Below are 19,338 nucleotides of genomic sequence, written 5' to 3'. Positions count from 1 at the left end.
AATGACTGAAACAGACAAGCAAGAACACGCAGTGCGCCGCAGCGCCGAACAGCGCTATGCCGATGAACTGCAGCGCCTGGCGCGAGCCGATACCGATCCCCGTCCGGAAGGCTGGCTGCTGTCGCCGCGCGCCGTGCGCCGGTTTATTCTCGGCGACGCGGCGCTGAAGGTCAGCCGCAAGTTTTATGGCGACGATCCGCTGGTCGACCGCGCCATCGTCACGCTGATGGGCCACCAGGGCCTGATGCTGGTGGGCGAGCCGGGTACGGCCAAGTCGCTGCTGTCGGAGTTGCTGGCCGCCGCCATCAGCGGCGATTCGGCGCTGGCGATACAGGGCACGGCCGGCACCACCGAAGACCATATCAAGTATTCGTGGAACTATGCGTTGCTGCTGGCTGAAGGGCCGAGCCGGCGCGCGCTGGTGCCATCCCCTTTGTTCCAGGGCATGGAGGCGGGCAAGCTGGTGCGCTTCGAAGAGATCACGCGCTGCGCGCCCGAGATGCAGGACGTGCTCATTTCGCTGATGTCGGAAAAGCAGTTGATGATTCCTGAACTCGGCGGCGACGCGCGCGTGCATGCGCGGCGCGGTTTCAATATTATCGCCAGCGCCAACTTGCGCGACCGTGGCGTGCATGAAATGTCGTCGGCATTGAAACGCCGCTTCAATTTCGAGACCGTCAAGCCGATCCGCGACCATGGCTTTGAAGTGGAACTGGTAATGCAGCAGTTGCAGCGCGAACTTGACGCCATCGGCGCCACCGTGGTGGTGGGCCGCGATGTGATCGAACTGCTGGTGACCACTTTCCAGGAACTGCGTGCCGGCCAGACCCGCGAAGGCGCCGCCATCAAGACGCCGGACGCCGTGATGTCGAGCGCCGAAGCGGTCAACCTGGTGTATGCCGCTTCGCTCGAAGCGCTGCATTTCGGCGATGGGGTGCTGCGCCCGCGCGAGCTGGCCAATCAGCTGCAAGGCGTGGTGTTGAAGGACAACGCCGACGATATCAAGCGCGTGCGCCATTACTTCGACACCGTGGTACGCGAGCGGGGCCGGCGCGACGACCTGTGGAAAAACTTCGGCGAGGCGGCGCGTCAGCTATGGCTGTAGCATTGCCTGCCAGCTTGGCGGAGGCGCGCGAAAAACTGCACGCCAACGGCCTGTATTTTGCGCCGCTGCGCCACCACAGCCCGGCCTGCGCGTTTGCCCTGCAGGCCATGCTGCGCGAACTGCGCCCGGCCGCCGTGCTGATCGAAGGGCCCGATGGTTTTAACTATATGCTGCCGCTGCTGCTCGACGAACGCACGCGCCCGCCGGTGGCGCTGCTGTGCCAGACAAAGGCGCCGGCAGCAGACGGGCAGGCCCACACGCAGTCGGCGTTTTTCCCGTTCTGCGACTACAGCCCGGAATGGGTGGCACTGAAAACCGGGCAGGAGCTTGGCGCGCAGCTGGCGTTTATCGACCTGCCATGGCAGGCGCGCGCCGACAGGGAAAAAAACGATCAGGAAGCACGCAGCCTGATGGCCGAGCGCTATCTGGCCCACAGCGCCTACTTGAACGCGCTGGCGCGGCAGGCCGGTTGCCGGGACCAGGATGAACTGTGGGACCATCTGTTCGAATCGCGCTCGCGCGCCAATCTACTGGACTGGCGTGCACTGTTCGGTGATGTGTTTTCCTATTGCGCCATGGCCCGCCTCGACTACGAACCGGCCGTGCTGGAAGCGGAAGGCAGCCTGCCGCGCGAACGCCATATGGCGGCCCATATTGCCCGCTGGCGCCAGCAGGTGGACGGCCCCATCGTGGTGGTGACGGGCGGCTTTCATACCAGCGCGCTGATCGACCTGCTGGCCCAGGCCAAGGCCACGGCGCCAGCTCCCAGTCCCGCACCGGCGGCCGCGCCTGCCAGCTGGCTGATACGCTACAGCTTCGAGCGGCTCGATGCCCTCAATGGCTATGGCGCGGGCATGCCGGCGCCGGCCTACTACCAGGCCGCATGGGAAGCACTGCAGAAGGGCGGCGGCGAGCATCAGCTGGCCGTCGCCGTCGATCAATTGACGGCGCTGGCGCAGCACAGCCGCGCACGCGGCTTGCAGGACCGCATCTCGACGGCCGAAGTGCAGGCTGCCGTGCTGCAGGCAGCGCGCCTGGCGGCCTTGCGCGGCCATGCAGGACCGGGCCGCATGGACCTGCTTGACGCCATGCGCTCGTGTTTCGTCAAAGGCGCCATCGACGACGGCATGCAGGGCCTGTTCGACGATGTGCGGCGCCAGATGACGGGCAGCCGGCTGGGCGACGTGCCGCCTTCGGCCGGTTCGCCGCCGCTGGTGGAAGACGCGCGCGCCGAGGCCCGCCGCCACGGCCTGCGCCTGGACGACGGCGAGCAGCGGCTGGCGCGGCTGGACCTGTACCGCAAGGACCGGCATCGCCTGCGCAGCCGCTATTTCCAGTTGATGCAGTACCTGGAAACGGGGCTGGCGCGCTGGCAGGGAGGACCTGATTTCCTGTCCGGCAGCCGGCTCGAACTGCTGTTCGAGGAATGGTCGTATGCGTGGACGCCACTGGTCGAAGCGCGCCTGATCGAACTGGCGGCCGACGGCGCCACTCTGGCGGAAGTGGCGCTGGCGCGGCTGCTGCGCGAAGAGCAGGCGCTGGGCGCCGAAGGCCGCGCCCGTTCGGCCGGCAGCGCTGCGGCCTTGCTGGTGCGTGCCTGCGTGATTGGCCTGCATGAGCGGCTGCCGGACCTGTTGACACTGCTGGGCCACCATCTCGATGAAGATCCGGATTTCGCTTCCGTGGTGGCCTGCGGCCATGCGCTGGTCACGCTGTGGCGCGCGCGCGAGCCGCTGGGTGTGCGCGAGCATCCGGGCGTGCTGCGGCTGATGCGGCGCGTCTGGCCGGCCGCGCTGTTTCTGCTGCATGGCCTGGCCGACACCGCGCCAGAGGCGGAAAGCGCGCAGGTCGGCCAGTTGCTGGCCTTGCGCGAGTTTGGCCGCGCCGCGCGCAGCGCCCTGGCCGCAGAAGAAACCGACCTCGCTTTCGAACTGGGCGACCTGCACCGCCATCTGGTGGGCCTGACGCAGCAGCGTGACGGCGCCGCTGGCGTGTGCGGTGCGGCGGCGGCCTTGCTGTTTCTCGACGGTGCCTGGGACGAACAGCAGTTGTCGCTGCTGCTGGAACAGCGCTTTGGCGCGGGCGCCACGCAGCAGGACGCCGTGCGATTTTTGTCCGGCCTGATGGCCGCCGCGCCCGAGCTGCTGCTGACGCAGCCAGGCTTGCGGCGCAGTTTCAATCAACTGGTGGGCAGCTGGGACGAGGCCAGCTTCATCCAGTACTTGCCCGATCTGCGGCTGGCGTTTACAGGCTTGAAACCGCAGGAAACGGGCGAGCTGGCCGAAGCGCTGGCGCTGCTCAATGGCGCCGCGCCGGAGGACTTGCAGGCCGAACTCCATTACGACGTCAGCGAGGCCGAGATGCTGGCCGGCGGGCGCCTGAACGCAGCGCTGGCTGCCTGCCTGGAGCGCGACGCGCTGGCTGGCTGGTTGAACACCACACCGGAGGCGCCGCATGGCTGACCATCACGACAATGCCGAACTGCTGCGCCGCTGGCGCCTGATCCTGGGGCGCTATGCACAGCCCTTGCAAAATGACGCGTGGTCCGCTCATGATGGCCGGTTGGATGCCAGCCTCGATTATCTGTATGGCCGCGAATACGAACGCAAGGGCATGCTGCTGGGCGGGCGCGCCGGCGGTGGCGGGTCGCTCGACCCCAGCCAGCTGCGCGCCATCGACTGGCTGAACCAGGCGCGCAAGCTGTTCCCGCAAGAGGTGTATGAGCGCGTGCAGGGTCACGCGATCGAACGCTATGAATTGAGCGGCCTGCTGCGCGATCCGGCGGTGCTGGCCAGCCTGGAGCCGAACCAGTCGCTGGCGCGCGCGCTGATCGGCATGCGCGGACGCCTGAGCGCCGACATGCATGATGCGGTGCGCGCGATTATCCGCCGCGTGGTCGAGGAAATCACCGAGCGGTTGCGCAAGGATTTTGTCAATGCGGTGACTGGCCGGCGCAATCGCTTTCGCCGCACGCAGATGAAAAGCGCGCAGAATTTCGACTGGCGCGCCACCATCGCCGCCAATCTCAAGCACTTCGATGTGGCAAGCCAGCGCATGGTGATTGCGCGGCCCATCTTCAATGCGCGCGTCAAGCGCAGCCTGCCGTGGGACGTGATCCTGTGCGTTGACCAGAGCGGCTCGATGATGGATTCGGTGATCTATGCGGCCGTGGTGGCCGGCATTCTGTCCAGCCTGCCGGCTGTCAATGTGCGGCTGGTGGTGTTCGACACCAGCGTGGTCGACCTGACGCACCTTGCCAGCGACCCGGTCGAAGTGCTGCTGACGGTGCAGCTCGGTGGCGGCACCAATATCGGCCGCGCCGTACAGTATTGCGAACAGCTGGTGAGCACCCCGCAGCGGACGATTTTTGCGCTGATCAGCGACTTCGAGGAGGGCGCGCCACCGGCGCCGCTGCTGGCGTCACTGAAACGCATGGCCGAGTCGCGTGTGACCCTGCTGGGCCTGGCCGCGCTCGACGAACGTGCGCAGCCTGTGTATGACCGGGGCATGGCGCAGCGCCTGGCCGATCAGGGCATGCATGTGGCGGCGCTGACGCCGCAGCATTTCGCTGAATGGCTGGCGGGAGTGATGCAATGAGCTGGCAAGCGGTGTACCGCAGCTTCGACGACGACAGCCTGGCCACGCTGGCCAATGCGGGCCTGCTGCGGCGCGCCCTGAAAGACGTCGAGGCGGGCAAGGTCGGCTGGCAGCAGGATGCCGGCGGCATCGTGCTGGCGGACGGCCAGCAGGTCACACTCGATGGCGGCGGGCCGCAAAAGGCGCGCTGCGATTGTCCGGCCCCCGGCATTTGCAAGCATATCCTGGCCGCTAGCGTGTGGCTGCGCGAACTGCCCGATAAAAACTCCGGTGTAGCCGCCGCGCCCGATGTGCTGGAAGAAGTCCTGGCGTTCGATAGCGCGCTGCTGTGCAAGCAGGCCGGCAAGCCGGCCGTGCGGCAGGCGCTGGCCTGGCTGCTTGACGGCGACGAGGTACAAGCCACCGTGGTCAACGCCCGGCTGCAGATCGAACTGCCTTCCTTGAAACTGGCCTGCAGCTATCTGCGCGGCGCCGGCTACGAAGGCATGGTGTCGGATACACCAGTGAAGCTGCGCAAGGCGCTGCATTTGTATGCGCTGGCCTGCGTCTGGCGCGCGCATGGCCGGGAGTTTGCATGGCCGGCGGGCATGGAAACGGCGCCAGCCGAGGAAGTGCAAGGCGTCAGCAGCGCCGAACTGCTGTTCCTGGCCCAAGTGCGCCGGCTGCTGGGCGAGCTGTATGACAATGGCCTGTCGCACGCCAGCGCGATCGCGGCCGGCCAGTTGCGCGCGCTGACCATGTCGGCGCGCGGCGAGGGCTTGCCGCGACTGGCCGCCATGCTGCGCGGCCTGGGCGGCACGCTGGACCTGCTGGTGCGGCGCGATTATCAGGCCAGCGAACGCCAGGCGTTCGACCAGATGGCGACGATTTATGCACTGTGCACGGCGCTCGAACACGCCACGGATGACGCCTTGCAGCGGCTGCGCGGGCAGGCGCGGCGCAGTTTTGATGCCGCCGGTGACAGTCCCCTGGAGTTGCTGCCGCTGGGCGCCTACTGGTGGGAAACGCGTGGCGGTGCGCATGGGCTCACGCTGTCATTCTGGGATCACGCGGCAAGCCGTATCGTGCAGGCGGTGCTGGCGCGGCCCGACGCCACCGACCGCTCATTCACACGCGAATCCAGCTGGAATGCGGTCAGCCTGTGGCCGGGCGCGGGCAGCGCGCAGCGCCTGTGCGAACAGGCGCTGGTATTGACCGGTGCGTCGCTGGCGGCAGACGGCCGGCTGGGGATGGACAGCGGCGTACGCGCGGCGCCAGCGCCATTATGGGAACTCGACGATGCCCGCTGGCAGCAGGCCGGGTTCGACGACTGGAACACGCTGGGTGCCTCTATCAGTGACAACGTCGGCCTGGCGGCGCAGCCGGTCGACTGCGTGCTGCTGCGGCCGAGTGCCGTCGCCGCGCCGCAGCTCGATGAAGTGCGCCAGCAGCTGGACTGGCAGGTGTTCGACATTGCCGGGGCCGTGCTGAATCTGACGCTGCCGGCGCAGGAGGCTTTGCGATTACGCATCACGCGGCTGCAGGCGGCCGTTGCCGATGGCGCCGATATCCGCGCCGTGCTGGCCAGCCGCGCGCGCGATGACTCGGAGGGCTGGCAGCCGGTGTCGCTGTTGATCGCCAAGAATGGCAAGCTGCGCGTGGTGTCGCTCGATTTCGCGGTCGATGCGGGCAAGCTGCCGTCGGCGCTGGCGCGTTTTTTCAAAAGCCTGGCCGGCACCAGCATGGCGCCGCCGGTCGCGCAGCAGGCCTCCGGCATCGCGCTGGTGCTGGCGCAGATACTTGAGCGCCTGGCGCTGCAAGCGCGTAGCGGCCGGCCACGCCTGGAGCCGGAAGTGGCCAATGAACTGGCGCGCCATGGCGCCACACTGCGCGCATTGGGGCTCGATTTGCCGGCTCGTTTGCTGGCCGAATATCTGACGGCGCCTGGTGCCAGCCATGCGCTCAGGCTTGCGTATGCGTGCACTACCTGTCTGGCGCTGGAGGCAGCGCGCTAAACCAGCTCAGCCAGCGCCAGCGCCAGCATGGCGCCAGCGCGTGGTGCTAAAAACTGGCACGAGCGCGGGCCGCAAGCGGCATGCTATGATATTTGTTATCGATAACAATATGATGAGAGACTCATGAATCCCGATTTCCGTTCCAAGAGCATGCTCGAACAGCATATCCTGCACACCATGCGTTTTTACCATCCGCGCGCGCTCGACGCCAGCGGCGGTTTTTACCATTTCTTCCTCGACGACGGCACCATTTATGATGCCCGCACGCGCCATCTGGTCAGCAGCACGCGCTTCATCTTCAATTACGCCATGGCCTACCGCCAGTTCGGCGACGACGACTACCAAGCGGCGCTGCGCCACGGCGTGGCGTTTTTGCGCGACGTGCATCGCGACCCGGACACCGGCGGTTATGCCTGGCAGCTGCACTGGGAAGACGGCCGCAAGACGGTGGAAGACGGCGCGAATCACTGCTACGGCCTGGCTTTCGTGCTGCTGGCCTATGCGCATGCGCTTGCCGCCGGCATGAGCGAAGCGCGCGCGTATCTTGATGAAACATTCGAACTGATGGAACAGCGCATGTGGCTGCCCGAGCACGGCTTGTACGCGGACGTTGCCAGTGCCGACTGGGCCACCATGGACGGCTACCGGGGCCAGAACGCCAATATGCATGCCTGCGAGGCGATGCTGGCCGCGTTCGAGGCAACTGGCGAGGCGCGCTACCTGCATCGTGCGGAAACGCTGGCGCACAATATTACGGTGCGCCAGGCTGGCCTGGCCAATGGCATGATCTGGGAGCACTACAAGCCCGACTGGTCCATCGACTGGGACTACAACCTGCACGACAAGAGCAATATCTTCCGTCCATGGGGCTACCAGCCCGGCCATTTCACGGAATGGGCCAAGCTGCTGCTGATCATGGAACGCCACGCGAAATTCATGGCAGGGCCTTCCGACTGGCTGCTGCCGCGCGCGCGCGAACTGTTCGACACGGCGCTGGCCAAGGCCTGGGATGGCGCGCATGGCGGCATCCATTACGGCTTCGGCCCGCAGGACGAGATCTGCGATGGCGACAAGTATTTCTGGGTGCAGGCCGAAAGCTTTGCCGCCGCCGCCGTGCTGGCCAAGCGTACCGGCGAGGACGGCTACTGGCAAACCTACGACAAGATATGGGACTACAGCTGGCGACATTTTGTCGATCATGATCATGGCGCCTGGTATCGCATCCTGACGCCCGACAATCAAAAGATCGGCAACGAAAAAAGTCCGGCCGGCAAGACCGATTACCACACCATGGGCGCCTGCTATGAAGTGCTGAACGTGATCGGCGGTGCAGCATGAGCGGCTTCCCTTCTTTTGTCTCGGCCGGCGAAGCGCTGACCGACATGCTGCGCACCGGCAGCGACCAATGGAGCAGCCAGGTCGGCGGCTCGACCTGGAACGTGGCGCGCGTGATGGCCAGGCTGGGCGTGCCGAGCGCCTTTGCCGGCGCCGTCAGCCTCGATGTGTTTGGCGATGCGCTGGCCAGGGCCAACGATGCGGCCGGCCTCGATGCACGCTTTTTGCAGCGCTATGCCAAGTCGCCGCTGCTGGCCATCGTGCACGAGCTGCATCCACCGACGTATTACTTTATCGGCGACGACAGCGCCGACCTGCATTTCGACGCGGCGCAGCTGCCGGCCGGCTGGATGCAGGGCGCGCAATGGGTACACTTCGGTGGCATCAGCCTGGCGCGCGAGCCGCTGGCCGGCAAACTGGTGGCGCTGGCCGAAGAACTGAAGGCGGCGGGCGTGAAGATCAGCTATGACCCGAATTTCCGCGTGATGATGGACCAGCGTTACGACGCCACGCTGGCGCGCATGACGGCGCTGGCCGACGTGGTGAAAGTGTCCGATGAAGACCTGGCTGGCCTGTTCCGCCACGATGATATCGACGCCTCGTTTGCGCTGCTGCGCAGCTGGAATCCGCAAGCTGGTTTCCTGTACACGCGCGGTGCCGCCGGTGCAGCCTTGTACCAGGGTGAGCGCAGCTGGCAAGCGGCGCCGCCGAAGATCGACGTGGTCGACTCGGTCGGCGCCGGCGACGCCAGCATCGGCGGCCTGCTGTACAGCCTGATGTTCCGGCCCGGACTCGATGGCAGCGAACACCTGCGCTTTGCCGTGGCGGCCGGTGCAGGCGCCTGCCTGGCGGCTGGCGGCTCGCCGCCGTCGGTGGAGCTGGTCGAATCGCTGGCGGCAAACACCGTGGTCAGCAATTGAATGCCGGGTTCAGACCCTCAATGCCGCAAACTCAAGGGCTTGCGCTAACGCTCGCGGGGGGCTGACCCCAGCCCTTCGCCTAACTTCCCGGCGCCGCCGACGAGCCCCGTACCATCAGCGTAAATTCCAGCAGGCGATGCGTGGCCGGCGCGCTGTCGCCGGCACGCCGCTGCCGTATCTCGTCGAGCACCAGCGCCACGGCAGCGCGCGCCATGGCGGCGATCGGCTGGTGGATGGTGGTCAGCTCGGGCCAGACGGTGGTGGCCACCGGCGTGTCGTCAAAGCCGCAGACGGAAAGCTGCTGCGGTACCTGCAAGCCCATGCCGTGCGCCACGGCCAGGGTGGCGGCCGCCATGTCGTCATTGCTGGCAAAGATGGCGCTGGGCCGCGTGGACGCTTCGAGCAGGCGGCGCGCTGCATCGAGCCCGGAACGATAGGTAAAGAGTCCCTGCGCCAGCCGCTGCGGCGGCACGCTCAAGCCTGCTTCATGCATTGCATCGAGAAACGCCTGCTGGCGCAGCAGGGCAGGGGTGTGCGCCGGGTCGCCCTGGATAAAGCCGATATCGCGGTGGCCCAGCGCCAGGAGGTGGCGCGTCATTGCCAGCGCGCCCTGGTAGTCGTCGATGCGCACGGCGGAAATCGCCGGCGAGGGCTGGCCGGTGGCGACCGCGATCGACGGCATGCCGATGCGGTTCAACTGCGCCTGTACCTCGGGCGAGTCGCACAGCGGCGGCGGCACCAGAATGCCGTCCACGCCTGCCGCCACCAGTTTTTTAATCGCAGCACGCTGGCTGGCCAGGTCGCCACAGCGCTCCAGCAGCAGCTGTCCGCCGCTCTGGCTGCATTGTTCCATGGCGCCGACCAGGAACTCGCTCATATACGCGGCACTCGGGTTGCTGTACAGCAGGCCGATGCGCAGCGTGCCGGTACGCGCGGCCCTGGCTGCCAGGTTGGGCTGGTAGCGCAGGGCGGCGATCGCTGCGTCCACCTTGCCACGCGTGGCGGCGCTGACGCTGGCGCGCCCGTTGATCACGCGCGACACCGTCATGGCCGATACACCGGCCAGGCGCGCCACGTCGTGCACGGTGGCGCCGCCCGGCGTATCGATGGCTACGGGTGAGGGCACGGGGGCGTCCATCCTATTCGAGATGGCCGCCGAACTTCAGCTTGCCGCTGATGCGCATGCCGTGCAGCTGGCCTTCATCGGGTGCTGCCGCGCTGGTGCGCTGCACCGTGTCGCGCCGCGCCAGGCCCACCGACAAAATATCGAGCATCATCAGCTGCAGCAGGCGCACGATCATCGGCACGAAATTGAGATTGCCTTCCGGGTGGTTCAGGGTCAGCAGCACGTCGGCCTGGCGCGACAGCGGCGAGCCGCTGGCGGTAATGGCCAGCACGCGCGCGCCGCAACTTTGCGCCACCTTCACCGTGCGCAGCAGTTCGGGCAGGGCGCCCGAGCGTGAAATCACCAGTGCCACGTCGCCCGGTTTCAGCATGGCGGCGCTCATTTCCTGCGCCTGCTGGTCGGCGAAATAACTGCTGACGATGCCCAGGTTGAGCAGCTTGTGCTGCATGTCGTCGGCCACCACGCGCGCGCTGCCCACGGCCAGCAGTTCCACCCGCCGCGCGCCACGCAGCATGTCGATCGCCTCGGTCAGCGCTTTTACATCCAGCATGTCGCGCATGGCCAGCGCGGCCGAGGCGCTGTTGCCCAGCACCTTGCGCGCCAGTTCGGCGTCGGAGTCCGACATCTCCACATGGCAGTGTGCCACCGTGATGGCGCCGCCCGTCAGGCCCGAGGCCAGTTTCAGCTTGAAGTCAGCCAGGCCCTGCACGCCGATCGAGCGGCAAAAACGCATCACGGTCGGCTGGCTGACGCCGACGCGCTGGGCGATTTCCGCAATCGGCAGGGTCAGCATGGCGTTCGGTTCCTTCAGCACCCAGTCGGCCACCTTGCACTCGGAAGGGCTCATGCGTGCACGGGCCTGGCGTACCGAGTCGAGCACCGGCGCGCCGGAATTGGCCCGCTTGAGCTTTTGCGCCAGGATGGCGGCGATGCCCAGAAAAGTAGGCAGCTCTGCCGTGATCACAAAGGTGGGAATCTGTGCAAGGTATTCGTTCAGGCGGCCCTTCTGCTCGAAGCGGGCGCGGAACTGCGAGCGTTCGAACAGGGGACCCAGGCGCGGCACGATGCCGCCGCCGATATAGATGCCGCCCAGGGCGCCCAGGGTCATGGCGACATTGCCGGCGATCGAGCCGAGGATGGCGCAGAAGCAGTCGACCGCTTCCAGGCACACTTCGCAGTCGTTGGCCAGCGCGCGGCTGGTGATCTCAAAGGCCAGCAGCGGCTGCGCGTCGATCACGCCGGCGCGCTCGGACAGTGCGCGGTAGATCAGTTCCAGGCCGCGCCCGGAAGCGAGGCGTTCGGCCGACACATGCGACAGTTCGCGCCAGGCGTAGCTCAGCACATCCATTTCGCGCTGGTCGCACGGCGCAAAGCTGACGTGGCCGCCTTCGCTGCCCAGCGCGATCCAGCGGTCTTCGGCCGGGATCATGCCCGATACGCCCAGGCCGGTGCCCGAGCCGAGCAGGCCGATCACGCTGTCGGCGCGCGCCATGCCGCCGCCGATCTGCATGCGCTGGTCGGGCCGCAGATAGGGCAGGGCCATCGCCAGCGCCGTGAAGTCGTTCACTACCAGCAGGGTGTCCAGGCCCAGCGCCGTGCGCATTGCTTCAATCGAGAAGAACCAGTGATGGTTCATCATGCGGATATTGTCGTCGTCGATCGGGTTGGCGATCGCGATGGCCGCGTGGCGTACGCGGGCCGAACCGGCGGCGCGCGCCTCGATGCTGTGCATGTAGGCGTTGATTGCGTCGAGCAGCGAAGCATAGTCGTCGCAGGGCAGCACGGCCACCGCTTCCAGGTGGCCCTGGCGTGTTTCCAGCACAAAGCGGGCGTTGGTGCCGCCGATATCGGCCAGCAGGCGCGGCCCGTCGCTGAAACGGTCGGCCACATCGCTGCCCGCACTGTCTGTTCTTTCATCAATTCTCATGGCGGCGTTCAATGTCTCGTATGCGTGCGCCGTCTTTGCGGCGCAACTGTCGTTATGGTGAAAACCAAGGATTCTAGAGGGTATTTGGCCTCTGTGCCAAAAAACGCCTGGCATGCCGGACCAGCGCCTGGCTGTGTGAAAAAAGTAGTTTGCGCAAGAGCAAAGATAGTCAAATAAAGTGTGGCTGACTAGTCGTAGGATTACAACATAATATGTTGATATTTGTTCGTAGTATAGTTACTATGTCTCCGCTGGAAGGATTTCTGGCCAGTACATTCGGCCACGAAGTACTAGAAAAAAACAACTACTGAGGAGACTTACCATGCTGCATCGCAACATGTTGAAGGCCGCTTTGAAAGCGCTGCCTGCTGCCATCGTATTAGCTATCGCCAGCGGTTCCGCCCTGGCGGACCCGATGTACCCAACCGATTCCGAAGGCTTCCACGGCTACCTGCGCGCTGGCGCCGGCAGCAACACGTCCAGTGACGGCGGCTCGCAAGGCTGCTTCGGCCTGGGTGGCAACACCATGAAATATCGTCTGGGCAATGAGTGCGACGCCTACACGGAATTCGGCTACACCAAAGCCATCGCAAAATCCGGCGACGTGACCTACATGGCCACCGTCTGGGTCAACGCTTTTGCACCAAACTCCGACTTCGGCGACAACAAAGTCGGCATCGTCAAAGCCTACGTCGAAGCCCAGGGACTGGACTTCCTGAACGGCGGCACGGCCTGGGTCGGCAAACGTTTCTACTACCGTCCTGACATCCACATGCTGGATCTGCAGTACATCAACATGAACGGTACCGGTGCCGGCCTGGACCGCATTCCTGCCGGTCCTGGCAAGTTCTCGTATGCCTTCTTCAAGGACAACGACATCAACAGCGTGTCGCCAACCGGCATCGTCAGCACCAAGTCGGCCGTGCGCCAGAACTTCATCTACGGTGAAATTCCGGTCAACACCAACGGCACGCTGGACCTGGCCGCCACCTACATCATCGGCGAAGGCAAGGACAACGACGCTTTCGGCGAAAAACACAATGGCTGGCAGCTGTCGGCATTCCACCGTCAAGGTAAAGTCCTGGGCGGCGCCAATACCTTCGGCGTGCAGTACGGCGTCGGTCCTGGCGTTGGCAAGGGTGCACAGTTCGGCGCCGCAGGCGACACCTCGTTCGGTTCGGACGTCAAGCGCACGCGCGTATTCAATGATCTGGCGATCCAGCCGATGACCAACTTCGGCATGGAATTCGTCGCCCTGTGGCAAAAAGACGAGTCGAACGCTGCCGGTTCGTCGACCTGGACTTCGGCCGGCGTACGCCCTGTCTACGCATTCACCAACAACTTCAAGCTGATTGGCGAACTGGGCACGGACCGCGTGACGCAATCGAATGGCCCGACCAAGCGCCTGACGAAAATCACCATCGCACCGGCGATTTCGGCAGGTCCTGGCCTGTGGTCGCGTCCGGAACTGCGTGCCTTTGTCAGCTACGGCAAATGGAACAATGCAGCCACGGCCTCGGTCAACGCAGCCAACAACGGCGGCCCGATCTACAACAACAATACCAGCGGCACCTCGTACGGCTTCCAGGTTGAAGCCTGGTTCTAACACCATGGGGCGCTTTCCCGCCCCAATTGAAACAAACGAGATACCCGCTTGCAAGCGGGTCTCGGCAACACAGAGCGCCGGTACAGGCGCAAATTGACCTTTCTCGGCAAATTGCGCCGAAGCCCCCTAAAAGCTTGATCAAAAAAGGAATTGTGGAGATGAAACTGAAATTCAAGATTACCCAGGTCGCCGCCCTGACCGCGCTGGCATTTGCCGGCAACGCGTTTGCCGCTGATGTGGAAGTGTTGCACTACTGGACCTCGGGTGGCGAAGCCAAGTCGGTCGGTCAGCTGCAGCAGATGGTCAAGGAAGCCGGTTTTGGCTGGAAAGATTTTGCAGTAGCAGGCGGCGCCGGCGAAAACGCCACTACCGCCCTGAAAACCCGTGTCATTTCCGGCAATCCACCGACCGCCGCCCAGATCAAGGGCCCGTCGATCCAGGAATGGGGCGCCGAAGGCGTGCTGGCCAATATCGATGAAGCCGCCGTTGCCGGCAAATGGGATGCGGTCCTGCCGAAAGTGGTGGCCGATATCATGAAATACAAGGGCCACTACGTTGCCGCGCCGGTCAATGTCCACCGCGTCAACTGGATGTGGGTCAACCCTGAAGTGCTGAAAAAAGCCGGCGTCGTTGGCACGCCAACCACCTGGCCAGCGTTCTTCGAAGCGGCTGACAAGATCAAGAAATCGGGCGGCATCGCGATCGCCCACGGCGGCCAGCCATGGCAGGACGCCACCGTTTTCGAAACCGTCGCACTGGGCGTGGGCGGTGTCGAGTTCTACAAGAAAGCCATCCTGAAGCTGGACCAGAAAGAGCTGACCGGCCCGACCATGATCAAGGTGTTCGATACCTTGGGCAAGGTCAAGACCTACATCGACAAGGATGCGGCTGGCCGCGACTGGAATCTGGCCACCGCCATGGTCATCAACAACAAGGCCGGCTTCCAGTTCATGGGTGACTGGGCCAAGGGCGAATTCACCGCCGCTGGCAAAGTGCCAGGCAAGGACTACCTGTGCGTGGCCGCCCCTGGCACCGAAAAAGCCTACACCTTCAATATCGATTCGTTTGCCATGTTCACGCAAAAGGATGCGAATGCGAAGAAAGGGCAGATCGCGCTGGCCAACGCCATCATGAATCCGAAGTTCCAGTCGATCTTCAACCTGAACAAGGGTTCCATCCCTGTGCGTTCCGGCGTTTCCAAGGACAAGTTCGACGCTTGTGCCCTGAAATCGATGGACGACATGGATGCCAGCAACAAGAATGGCGGCCTGGTGCCATCGTTCGCGCACGGCATGGCGCTGCCATCGGCCACGCAAGGCGCCGTCACCGACGTCATCGCCAAGTTCATGAACACCAACATGAGCTCGAAAGACGCTGTTGCCGAACTGGCCAAAGCCGCCAAAGTGAAGTAATCACCACAGCGCCGGCTCCCCGCCGGCGCTGCTGCATCGCAGGTATTGCAGCTATCGCAGGCCCCCTTCGGCGTTCGCCCGGACGGGCGCCTTACGCAGTTCTACTTCTACGGCTGTCCTATGTCCATACGCAAGCAATTTGATCGATGGATACCGCAACTGGTGCTGGGCCCGACGCTCATCGCCAGCCTGGTATTTGTCTATGGTTTTATCTTCCTGACCGGTTATCTGTCCCTGACCGAATCGCGCATGATGCCGAACTTCGAGTTCTCCGGCCTGACGCAATACTATAATTTGTTCGATAACGAACGCTGGTGGACGTCGCTGAAGAACCTCGGCATTTTCGGTGTGCTGTTTATTGGCCTGTCGATCACCATCGGCCTGTTCCTGGCCATTCTGCTCGACCAGAAAATCCGCGGCGAAGGCTTTCTTCGCGCAATCTACCTGTATCCGATGGCGCTGTCGTTCATCGTTACCGGTACCGCCTGGAAATGGATGCTGAACCCCAGCCTGGGCCTGGAAAAAGTCATGCACGACTGGGGCTGGACTTCGTTCACGTTTGACTGGCTGGTCAATTCCGACATGTCGATCTACACGGTGGTGATCGCCGGCGTCTGGCAGTCGTCCGGTTTCGTGATGGCGCTGTTCCTGGCCGGCCTGCGCGGCATCGATGACGAGATCATCAAGGCGGCCCAGGTGGACGGGGCGTCCTTGCCGACGATCTACTGGCGCATCGTGATCCCCGCCATGCGCCCGGTGTTCTTCAGCGTGATTTTGATCCTGTCGCATATCGCGATCAAGAGTTTCGACCTGGTGATCGCCTTGACTTCCGGCGGCCCGGGCAATTCGTCCGACGTGCCGGCAATCTTCATGTACCAGTTTTCCTTCACCCGTGGCCAGTTGGGCCTGGGCTCGGCATCGGCGATGATGATGCTGGCCACCATCGTGGCCGTGCTGGTGCCGCTGATGTACCTGGAAACGCGCAGCGCAAAGGCGATGAGATGACACACACACGCAAGCATCAATTTACTCTCGGGCGGGTGGTCCTGTACCTATTGCTGGTTCTGTTCGCCCTGTATTACATCATTCCGCTGTACGTGACCCTGTCGACGTCGTTCAAGTCGCTCGACGAGATCCGCAGCGGCAACCTGCTGGCATTGCCGCAGGTGTGGCAGTTCGAGTCGTGGGGCAAGGCCTGGTCTTCGGCCTGTACCGGCGTGACCTGCAACGGCCTGCAACCGTTCTTCTGGAACTCGCTTGAAATGGTGGTGCCGGCCGTATTGATTTCGACCTTTATCGGCGCATTCAACGGCTATGTGTTTGCGCACTGGCGCTTCCGTGGTTCGGAACTGCTGTTCGCCGGCTTGCTGGTGGGCTGCTTTATCCCGTTCCAGGTGGTGATCCTGCCGATGGCGCGCCTGCTGGGCGACTTCGGCCTGGCCAATACCACCACCGGCCTGGTGTTCGTGCACGTGGTCTATGGCACGGCATTTACGACCCTGTTCTTCCGTAACTACTACACCAGCGTGCCGGAAGAGCTGATCAAGGCGGCCCGCATCGACGGCGCCGGCTTCTTCCTGATCTTCCGCAAGATCGTGCTGCCGATCTCCGGCCCGATTTTCGTGGTCTGCATCATCTGGCAATTCACGCAGATCTGGAACGACTTCCTGTTCGGCATCGTGTTCGCCAGCGGCGATTCGCAACCGATCACGGTCGGCCTGAACAACCTGGTCAACACATCGACCGGCGTGAAGGAATACAACGTCAACATGGCGGCGGCGGTGATCGCAGCGCTGCCGACACTGCTGGTCTACCTGGTCGCAGGCCGTTATTTTGTGCGCGGCCTGACCGCAGGCGCAGTCAAAGGTTAAGGAAAAACATGTCTAGCTTATCGATTCGTAATATCCGCAAGGTCTATACCAACGGCGCCGAAGTCCTCAAGGGCATCGACATCGAGATCAAGGACGGCCAGTTCCTGATCCTGGTGGGCGGCTCCGGTTCCGGCAAGTCCACTTTGCTGAACATGATCGCCGGCCTCGAAAGCGTCACCTCGGGCGAGATCATGATCGACAACAAGGTCGTCAATGACCTGCCGCCGAAAGACCGCGACATCGCCATGGTGTTCCAGTCCTACGCCCTGTACCCGTCAATGACGGTGCGCGAGAATATCGCGTTTGGCCTGAACGTGAAAAAAGTCGCCAAGGCCGAGCAGGAAGAGATCGTCAACCGCGTCGCCGAGACGCTGCAGATTTCGCACCTGCTCGACCGCCGTCCGGCGCAATTGTCGGGTGGCCAGCGCCAGCGCGTGGCGATGGGCCGCGCCATTTCGCGTAAACCTTCGCTGTTCCTGTTCGACGAACCGCTGTCGAACCTGGACGCCAAGCTGCGCGTGGAAATGCGCGCCGAGATCAAGCGCTTGCACCAGCGCCTGAAGGCCACCATCGTCTACGTCACGCACGACCAGATCGAAGCGATGACGATGGGCGACCTGATCGCCGTGATGAAGGATGGCGTGGTGCAGCAGTTGGGCACGCCGCAGGAAATCTACGACAATCCGGCCAATCTGTTCGTGGCCGGCTTTATCGGTTCGCCATCGATGAACTTCATTACCATCAAGCCGGTGATCGAGAATGGTGCCGTGTCGGCCGTGATTGAAAACGGCGGCAACAATATGCGCCTGGACCTGCCATTCGATGCGGACAAGCTGCGCAGCCACGTCGGCCGTGACGTGATCCTGGGCATCCGCCCGGAACAGATCACCGACATCAGCAGCGCGCACGGCGATGTGGGCCAGGAACTGGGTTGCCTGGTCGACCTGGTCGAGCCGACCGGTCCGGACACCTTGCTGACCACCCGCCTGAACGGCGCTGCCGTGACTTGCCGCACCCATCCGATCGAGGCGGTACGCCCCGGCCAGACCATGCAGCTGTCGTTCAACCTGTCGAAAGCGGCCCTGTTTGATCCGGCCACTGGCGAGCGCATTGCATAACTGATTGCAGCACATGACGGGCCCGTCAGCCGTGAGGTTGGCGGGCCTTTTTCGTTTACACTGCCGGCATTGCTACCCAATATTTTCGCCATGAAAAAACTTGTTGCCACCCTGTGTATGTCGCTGCTGTCCATGCCGGCACTGGCCGCCAAAGCCGACCATGAAGCAGCCGTCTCGAGCATGTTTGCCGACAGCGGTGCCTTGGGGATGGTGGTGGTGACGGTGCATGGCGGCCTGATCCAGGTCTACGGGCGCGGCGAGACACGGCCTGGCAGCGGTACTTTGCCCGACGGCCAGTCGCTGGTGCGCATCGGCTCCGGCTCGCAGGTATTCACGGCCGAGGTGCTGGCGCGGCTGCTGGAACAGGGCAAGCTGAGCCTGGACGACACGCTGCAGCGTCATGCCGGCGCGGGCCGCACGGTGCCGCGCCGCACCGGTGCACGCGAGATCACGCTGCGTGACCTGGCCCTGCACCAGAGCGGCCTGCCGCGCGGCGTCACGAGCGGGCCACCGAAAAATGCCGCGCCGTTTGCCTGGCCCGGCGCCGAGGTACGCTGGGCCGAACTGAAGGGCGGCAAGACCGAAGCTGCGCCCGGCACGCAAGCGGACTACTCGAATATCGGCTATGACCTGCTGGGCGACGCGCTGGCGTCGGCCGGCGGCGCGCCCTACGCAACGCTGCTGGCGCGGCTGGTTACCGCTCCACTGCAGATGGCCGATACCACGGCCACGCCAACGCCCGCGCAATGCGCGCGCCTGATGAGTGGCCCTGACCTGGATAACAGCGACCCTTGCGGCGCGACCATCGCCACGGCCGCCAGCAGTGGGCTGTTTTCCACGCCGCTCGACATGGGCGTGTGGCTGCGCAAGCTGGTCAGCGTGGTGCCGCCCGAAGCTTCCACCTGCATGGTGCTCAAGCCGTGGGTGGCGCGCGCGGCCATGCCGGCCATGAAAGGATTTGATATGCCGGGGCCGGCAGATGCGCTGGGCATCGGCTGGGTGCGCCTGGCTGATGGACAACAGGCTGCCTCGCCGATCTGGCACAAGACCGGCAGCGGCGCCGGTTTCATGAGCTATACGGCGCTGTTGCCGCAGCAGCGCAGCGCCATCTTTGTGGTTGTCAGCAAGGTCGACATGAAGATGCTGCCGCGCATGGCGCGTGCGGGCCAGAACCTCCTGCGCCAGTTGGGGCAGGAGGTCCTGGCGCAGGTGGGCAGCGAATTCAACCAGATGGCGTGTCCCGCCACGCCCTGAACCAGCAAACCAGCAAGATAGCCGCATATGTATGTTGGCGAACACAACATTTTATGGAGGGAAATTACAATCA

General features: G+C 64.1%; 14 protein-coding genes. 12 read left to right on the top strand and 2 right to left on the bottom strand.

Annotated elements, in window-relative coordinates; genetic code table 11:
- Position 1 precedes the first annotated feature (1 nt).
- From ACQ4WM_RS02650 to ACQ4WM_RS02625, 6 genes are all read left to right on the top strand, one after another.
- On the top strand, positions 2 to 1,105 hold the full coding sequence (locus ACQ4WM_RS02650; RefSeq protein ID WP_436545165.1) for an ATP-binding protein: 1,104 nt from the start codon (positions 2 to 4) through the stop codon (positions 1,103 to 1,105).
- Positions 1,096 to 3,567 (top strand): DUF5682 family protein, encoded by a 2,472-nt coding sequence (locus ACQ4WM_RS02645; RefSeq protein ID WP_436545164.1) that lies wholly within the window; start codon positions 1,096 to 1,098, stop codon positions 3,565 to 3,567. The genes ACQ4WM_RS02650 and ACQ4WM_RS02645 overlap by 10 nt, the downstream gene beginning before the upstream one ends.
- Entirely contained in the window at positions 3,560 to 4,702 is a 1,143-nt protein-coding gene (locus tag ACQ4WM_RS02640; RefSeq protein WP_436545163.1) for a VWA domain-containing protein, read from the top strand. The genes ACQ4WM_RS02645 and ACQ4WM_RS02640 overlap by 8 nt, the downstream gene beginning before the upstream one ends.
- Positions 4,699 to 6,696 carry an SWIM zinc finger family protein gene (locus ACQ4WM_RS02635; protein ID WP_436545162.1) on the top strand — a complete coding sequence of 666 codons (1,998 nt, stop codon included), beginning with the start codon at positions 4,699 to 4,701 and terminating at the stop codon, positions 6,694 to 6,696. The genes ACQ4WM_RS02640 and ACQ4WM_RS02635 overlap by 4 nt, the downstream gene beginning before the upstream one ends.
- A gap of 123 nt (positions 6,697 to 6,819) precedes the next feature.
- Complete coding sequence (locus tag ACQ4WM_RS02630) at positions 6,820 to 8,034, top strand: AGE family epimerase/isomerase (protein ID WP_436545161.1); 1,215 nt, start codon at positions 6,820 to 6,822, stop codon at positions 8,032 to 8,034.
- Positions 8,031 to 8,951, top strand: coding sequence for a carbohydrate kinase family protein (locus ACQ4WM_RS02625; RefSeq protein WP_436545160.1), 921 nt, complete (start codon positions 8,031 to 8,033; stop codon positions 8,949 to 8,951). Before ACQ4WM_RS02630 ends, ACQ4WM_RS02625 begins: the two co-directional genes overlap by 4 nt.
- A 79-nt stretch (positions 8,952 to 9,030) precedes the next feature.
- Here the strand turns inward: ACQ4WM_RS02625 and ACQ4WM_RS02620 are convergent, their stop codons facing one another.
- Together ACQ4WM_RS02620 and ACQ4WM_RS02615 are read right to left on the bottom strand one after the other, a co-directional pair.
- On the bottom strand, positions 9,031 to 10,077 hold the full coding sequence (locus tag ACQ4WM_RS02620; protein ID WP_436545159.1) for a LacI family DNA-binding transcriptional regulator: 1,047 nt from the start codon (positions 10,075 to 10,077) through the stop codon (positions 9,031 to 9,033).
- Positions 10,078 to 10,090: 13 nt separating this feature from the next.
- Positions 10,091 to 12,004 carry a glucokinase gene (locus ACQ4WM_RS02615; RefSeq protein WP_436545158.1) on the bottom strand — a complete coding sequence of 638 codons (1,914 nt, stop codon included), beginning with the start codon at positions 12,002 to 12,004 and terminating at the stop codon, positions 10,091 to 10,093.
- Positions 12,005 to 12,326: 322 nt separating this feature from the next.
- On the opposite strand from ACQ4WM_RS02615, the gene ACQ4WM_RS02610 reads away from it, so the two are divergent.
- The 6 genes from ACQ4WM_RS02610 to ampH all read left to right on the top strand — a co-directional run bounded on the left by ACQ4WM_RS02610 (position 12,327) and on the right by ampH (position 19,265).
- Positions 12,327 to 13,610 (top strand): maltoporin, encoded by a 1,284-nt coding sequence (locus tag ACQ4WM_RS02610; protein ID WP_436545157.1) that lies wholly within the window; start codon positions 12,327 to 12,329, stop codon positions 13,608 to 13,610.
- A gap of 158 nt (positions 13,611 to 13,768) precedes the next feature.
- Positions 13,769 to 15,022, top strand: a complete 1,254-nt coding sequence (locus tag ACQ4WM_RS02605) for an ABC transporter substrate-binding protein (protein ID WP_436545156.1) — start codon at positions 13,769 to 13,771, stop codon at positions 15,020 to 15,022.
- A gap of 120 nt (positions 15,023 to 15,142) precedes the next feature.
- On the top strand, positions 15,143 to 16,027 hold the full coding sequence (locus ACQ4WM_RS02600; protein WP_436545155.1) for a carbohydrate ABC transporter permease: 885 nt from the start codon (positions 15,143 to 15,145) through the stop codon (positions 16,025 to 16,027).
- On the top strand, positions 16,024 to 16,893 hold the full coding sequence (locus ACQ4WM_RS02595) for a carbohydrate ABC transporter permease (protein WP_426076038.1): 870 nt from the start codon (positions 16,024 to 16,026) through the stop codon (positions 16,891 to 16,893). The genes ACQ4WM_RS02600 and ACQ4WM_RS02595 overlap by 4 nt, the downstream gene beginning before the upstream one ends.
- Positions 16,894 to 16,901: 8 nt before the next feature.
- Positions 16,902 to 18,011: an ABC transporter ATP-binding protein gene (locus tag ACQ4WM_RS02590; protein WP_436545154.1), complete on the top strand. Its 1,110-nt coding sequence runs from the start codon at positions 16,902 to 16,904 to the stop codon at positions 18,009 to 18,011.
- Positions 18,012 to 18,101: 90 nt separating this feature from the next.
- Positions 18,102 to 19,265 carry a D-alanyl-D-alanine-carboxypeptidase/endopeptidase AmpH gene (gene ampH, locus ACQ4WM_RS02585; protein WP_436545153.1) on the top strand — a complete coding sequence of 388 codons (1,164 nt, stop codon included), beginning with the start codon at positions 18,102 to 18,104 and terminating at the stop codon, positions 19,263 to 19,265.
- Positions 19,266 to 19,338: the final 73 nt, after the last annotated feature.

The organism is Janthinobacterium longum (assembly GCF_051380735.1).
GTDB lineage: Bacteria > Pseudomonadota > Gammaproteobacteria > Burkholderiales > Burkholderiaceae_D > Janthinobacterium.
This window is presented reverse-complemented; position numbering and strand designations above follow the sequence as displayed.

Excerpts from the sequence above, each read along its gene's own strand:
- ACQ4WM_RS02610 (WP_436545157.1), top strand. The coding sequence starts at position 12,327 with ATGCTGCATCGCAACATGTTGAAGGCCGCTTTGAAAGCGCTGCCTGCT.
- ACQ4WM_RS02630 (WP_436545161.1), top strand. The coding sequence starts at position 6,820 with ATGAATCCCGATTTCCGTTCCAAGAGCATGCTCGAACAGCATATCCTG.
- ACQ4WM_RS02590 (WP_436545154.1), top strand. The coding sequence starts at position 16,902 with ATGTCTAGCTTATCGATTCGTAATATCCGCAAGGTCTATACCAACGGC.
- ACQ4WM_RS02595 (WP_426076038.1), top strand. The coding sequence starts at position 16,024 with ATGACACACACACGCAAGCATCAATTTACTCTCGGGCGGGTGGTCCTG.
- ACQ4WM_RS02625 (WP_436545160.1), top strand. The coding sequence starts at position 8,031 with ATGAGCGGCTTCCCTTCTTTTGTCTCGGCCGGCGAAGCGCTGACCGAC.
- ACQ4WM_RS02600 (WP_436545155.1), top strand. The coding sequence starts at position 15,143 with ATGTCCATACGCAAGCAATTTGATCGATGGATACCGCAACTGGTGCTG.
- ACQ4WM_RS02640 (WP_436545163.1), top strand. The coding sequence starts at position 3,560 with ATGGCTGACCATCACGACAATGCCGAACTGCTGCGCCGCTGGCGCCTG.
- ACQ4WM_RS02650 (WP_436545165.1), top strand. The coding sequence starts at position 2 with ATGACTGAAACAGACAAGCAAGAACACGCAGTGCGCCGCAGCGCCGAA.
- ACQ4WM_RS02645 (WP_436545164.1), top strand. The coding sequence starts at position 1,096 with ATGGCTGTAGCATTGCCTGCCAGCTTGGCGGAGGCGCGCGAAAAACTG.
- ampH (WP_436545153.1), top strand. The coding sequence starts at position 18,102 with ATGAAAAAACTTGTTGCCACCCTGTGTATGTCGCTGCTGTCCATGCCG.
- ACQ4WM_RS02605 (WP_436545156.1), top strand. The coding sequence starts at position 13,769 with ATGAAACTGAAATTCAAGATTACCCAGGTCGCCGCCCTGACCGCGCTG.
- ACQ4WM_RS02635 (WP_436545162.1), top strand. The coding sequence starts at position 4,699 with ATGAGCTGGCAAGCGGTGTACCGCAGCTTCGACGACGACAGCCTGGCC.
- ACQ4WM_RS02615 (WP_436545158.1), bottom strand. The coding sequence starts at position 12,004 with ATGAGAATTGATGAAAGAACAGACAGTGCGGGCAGCGATGTGGCCGAC.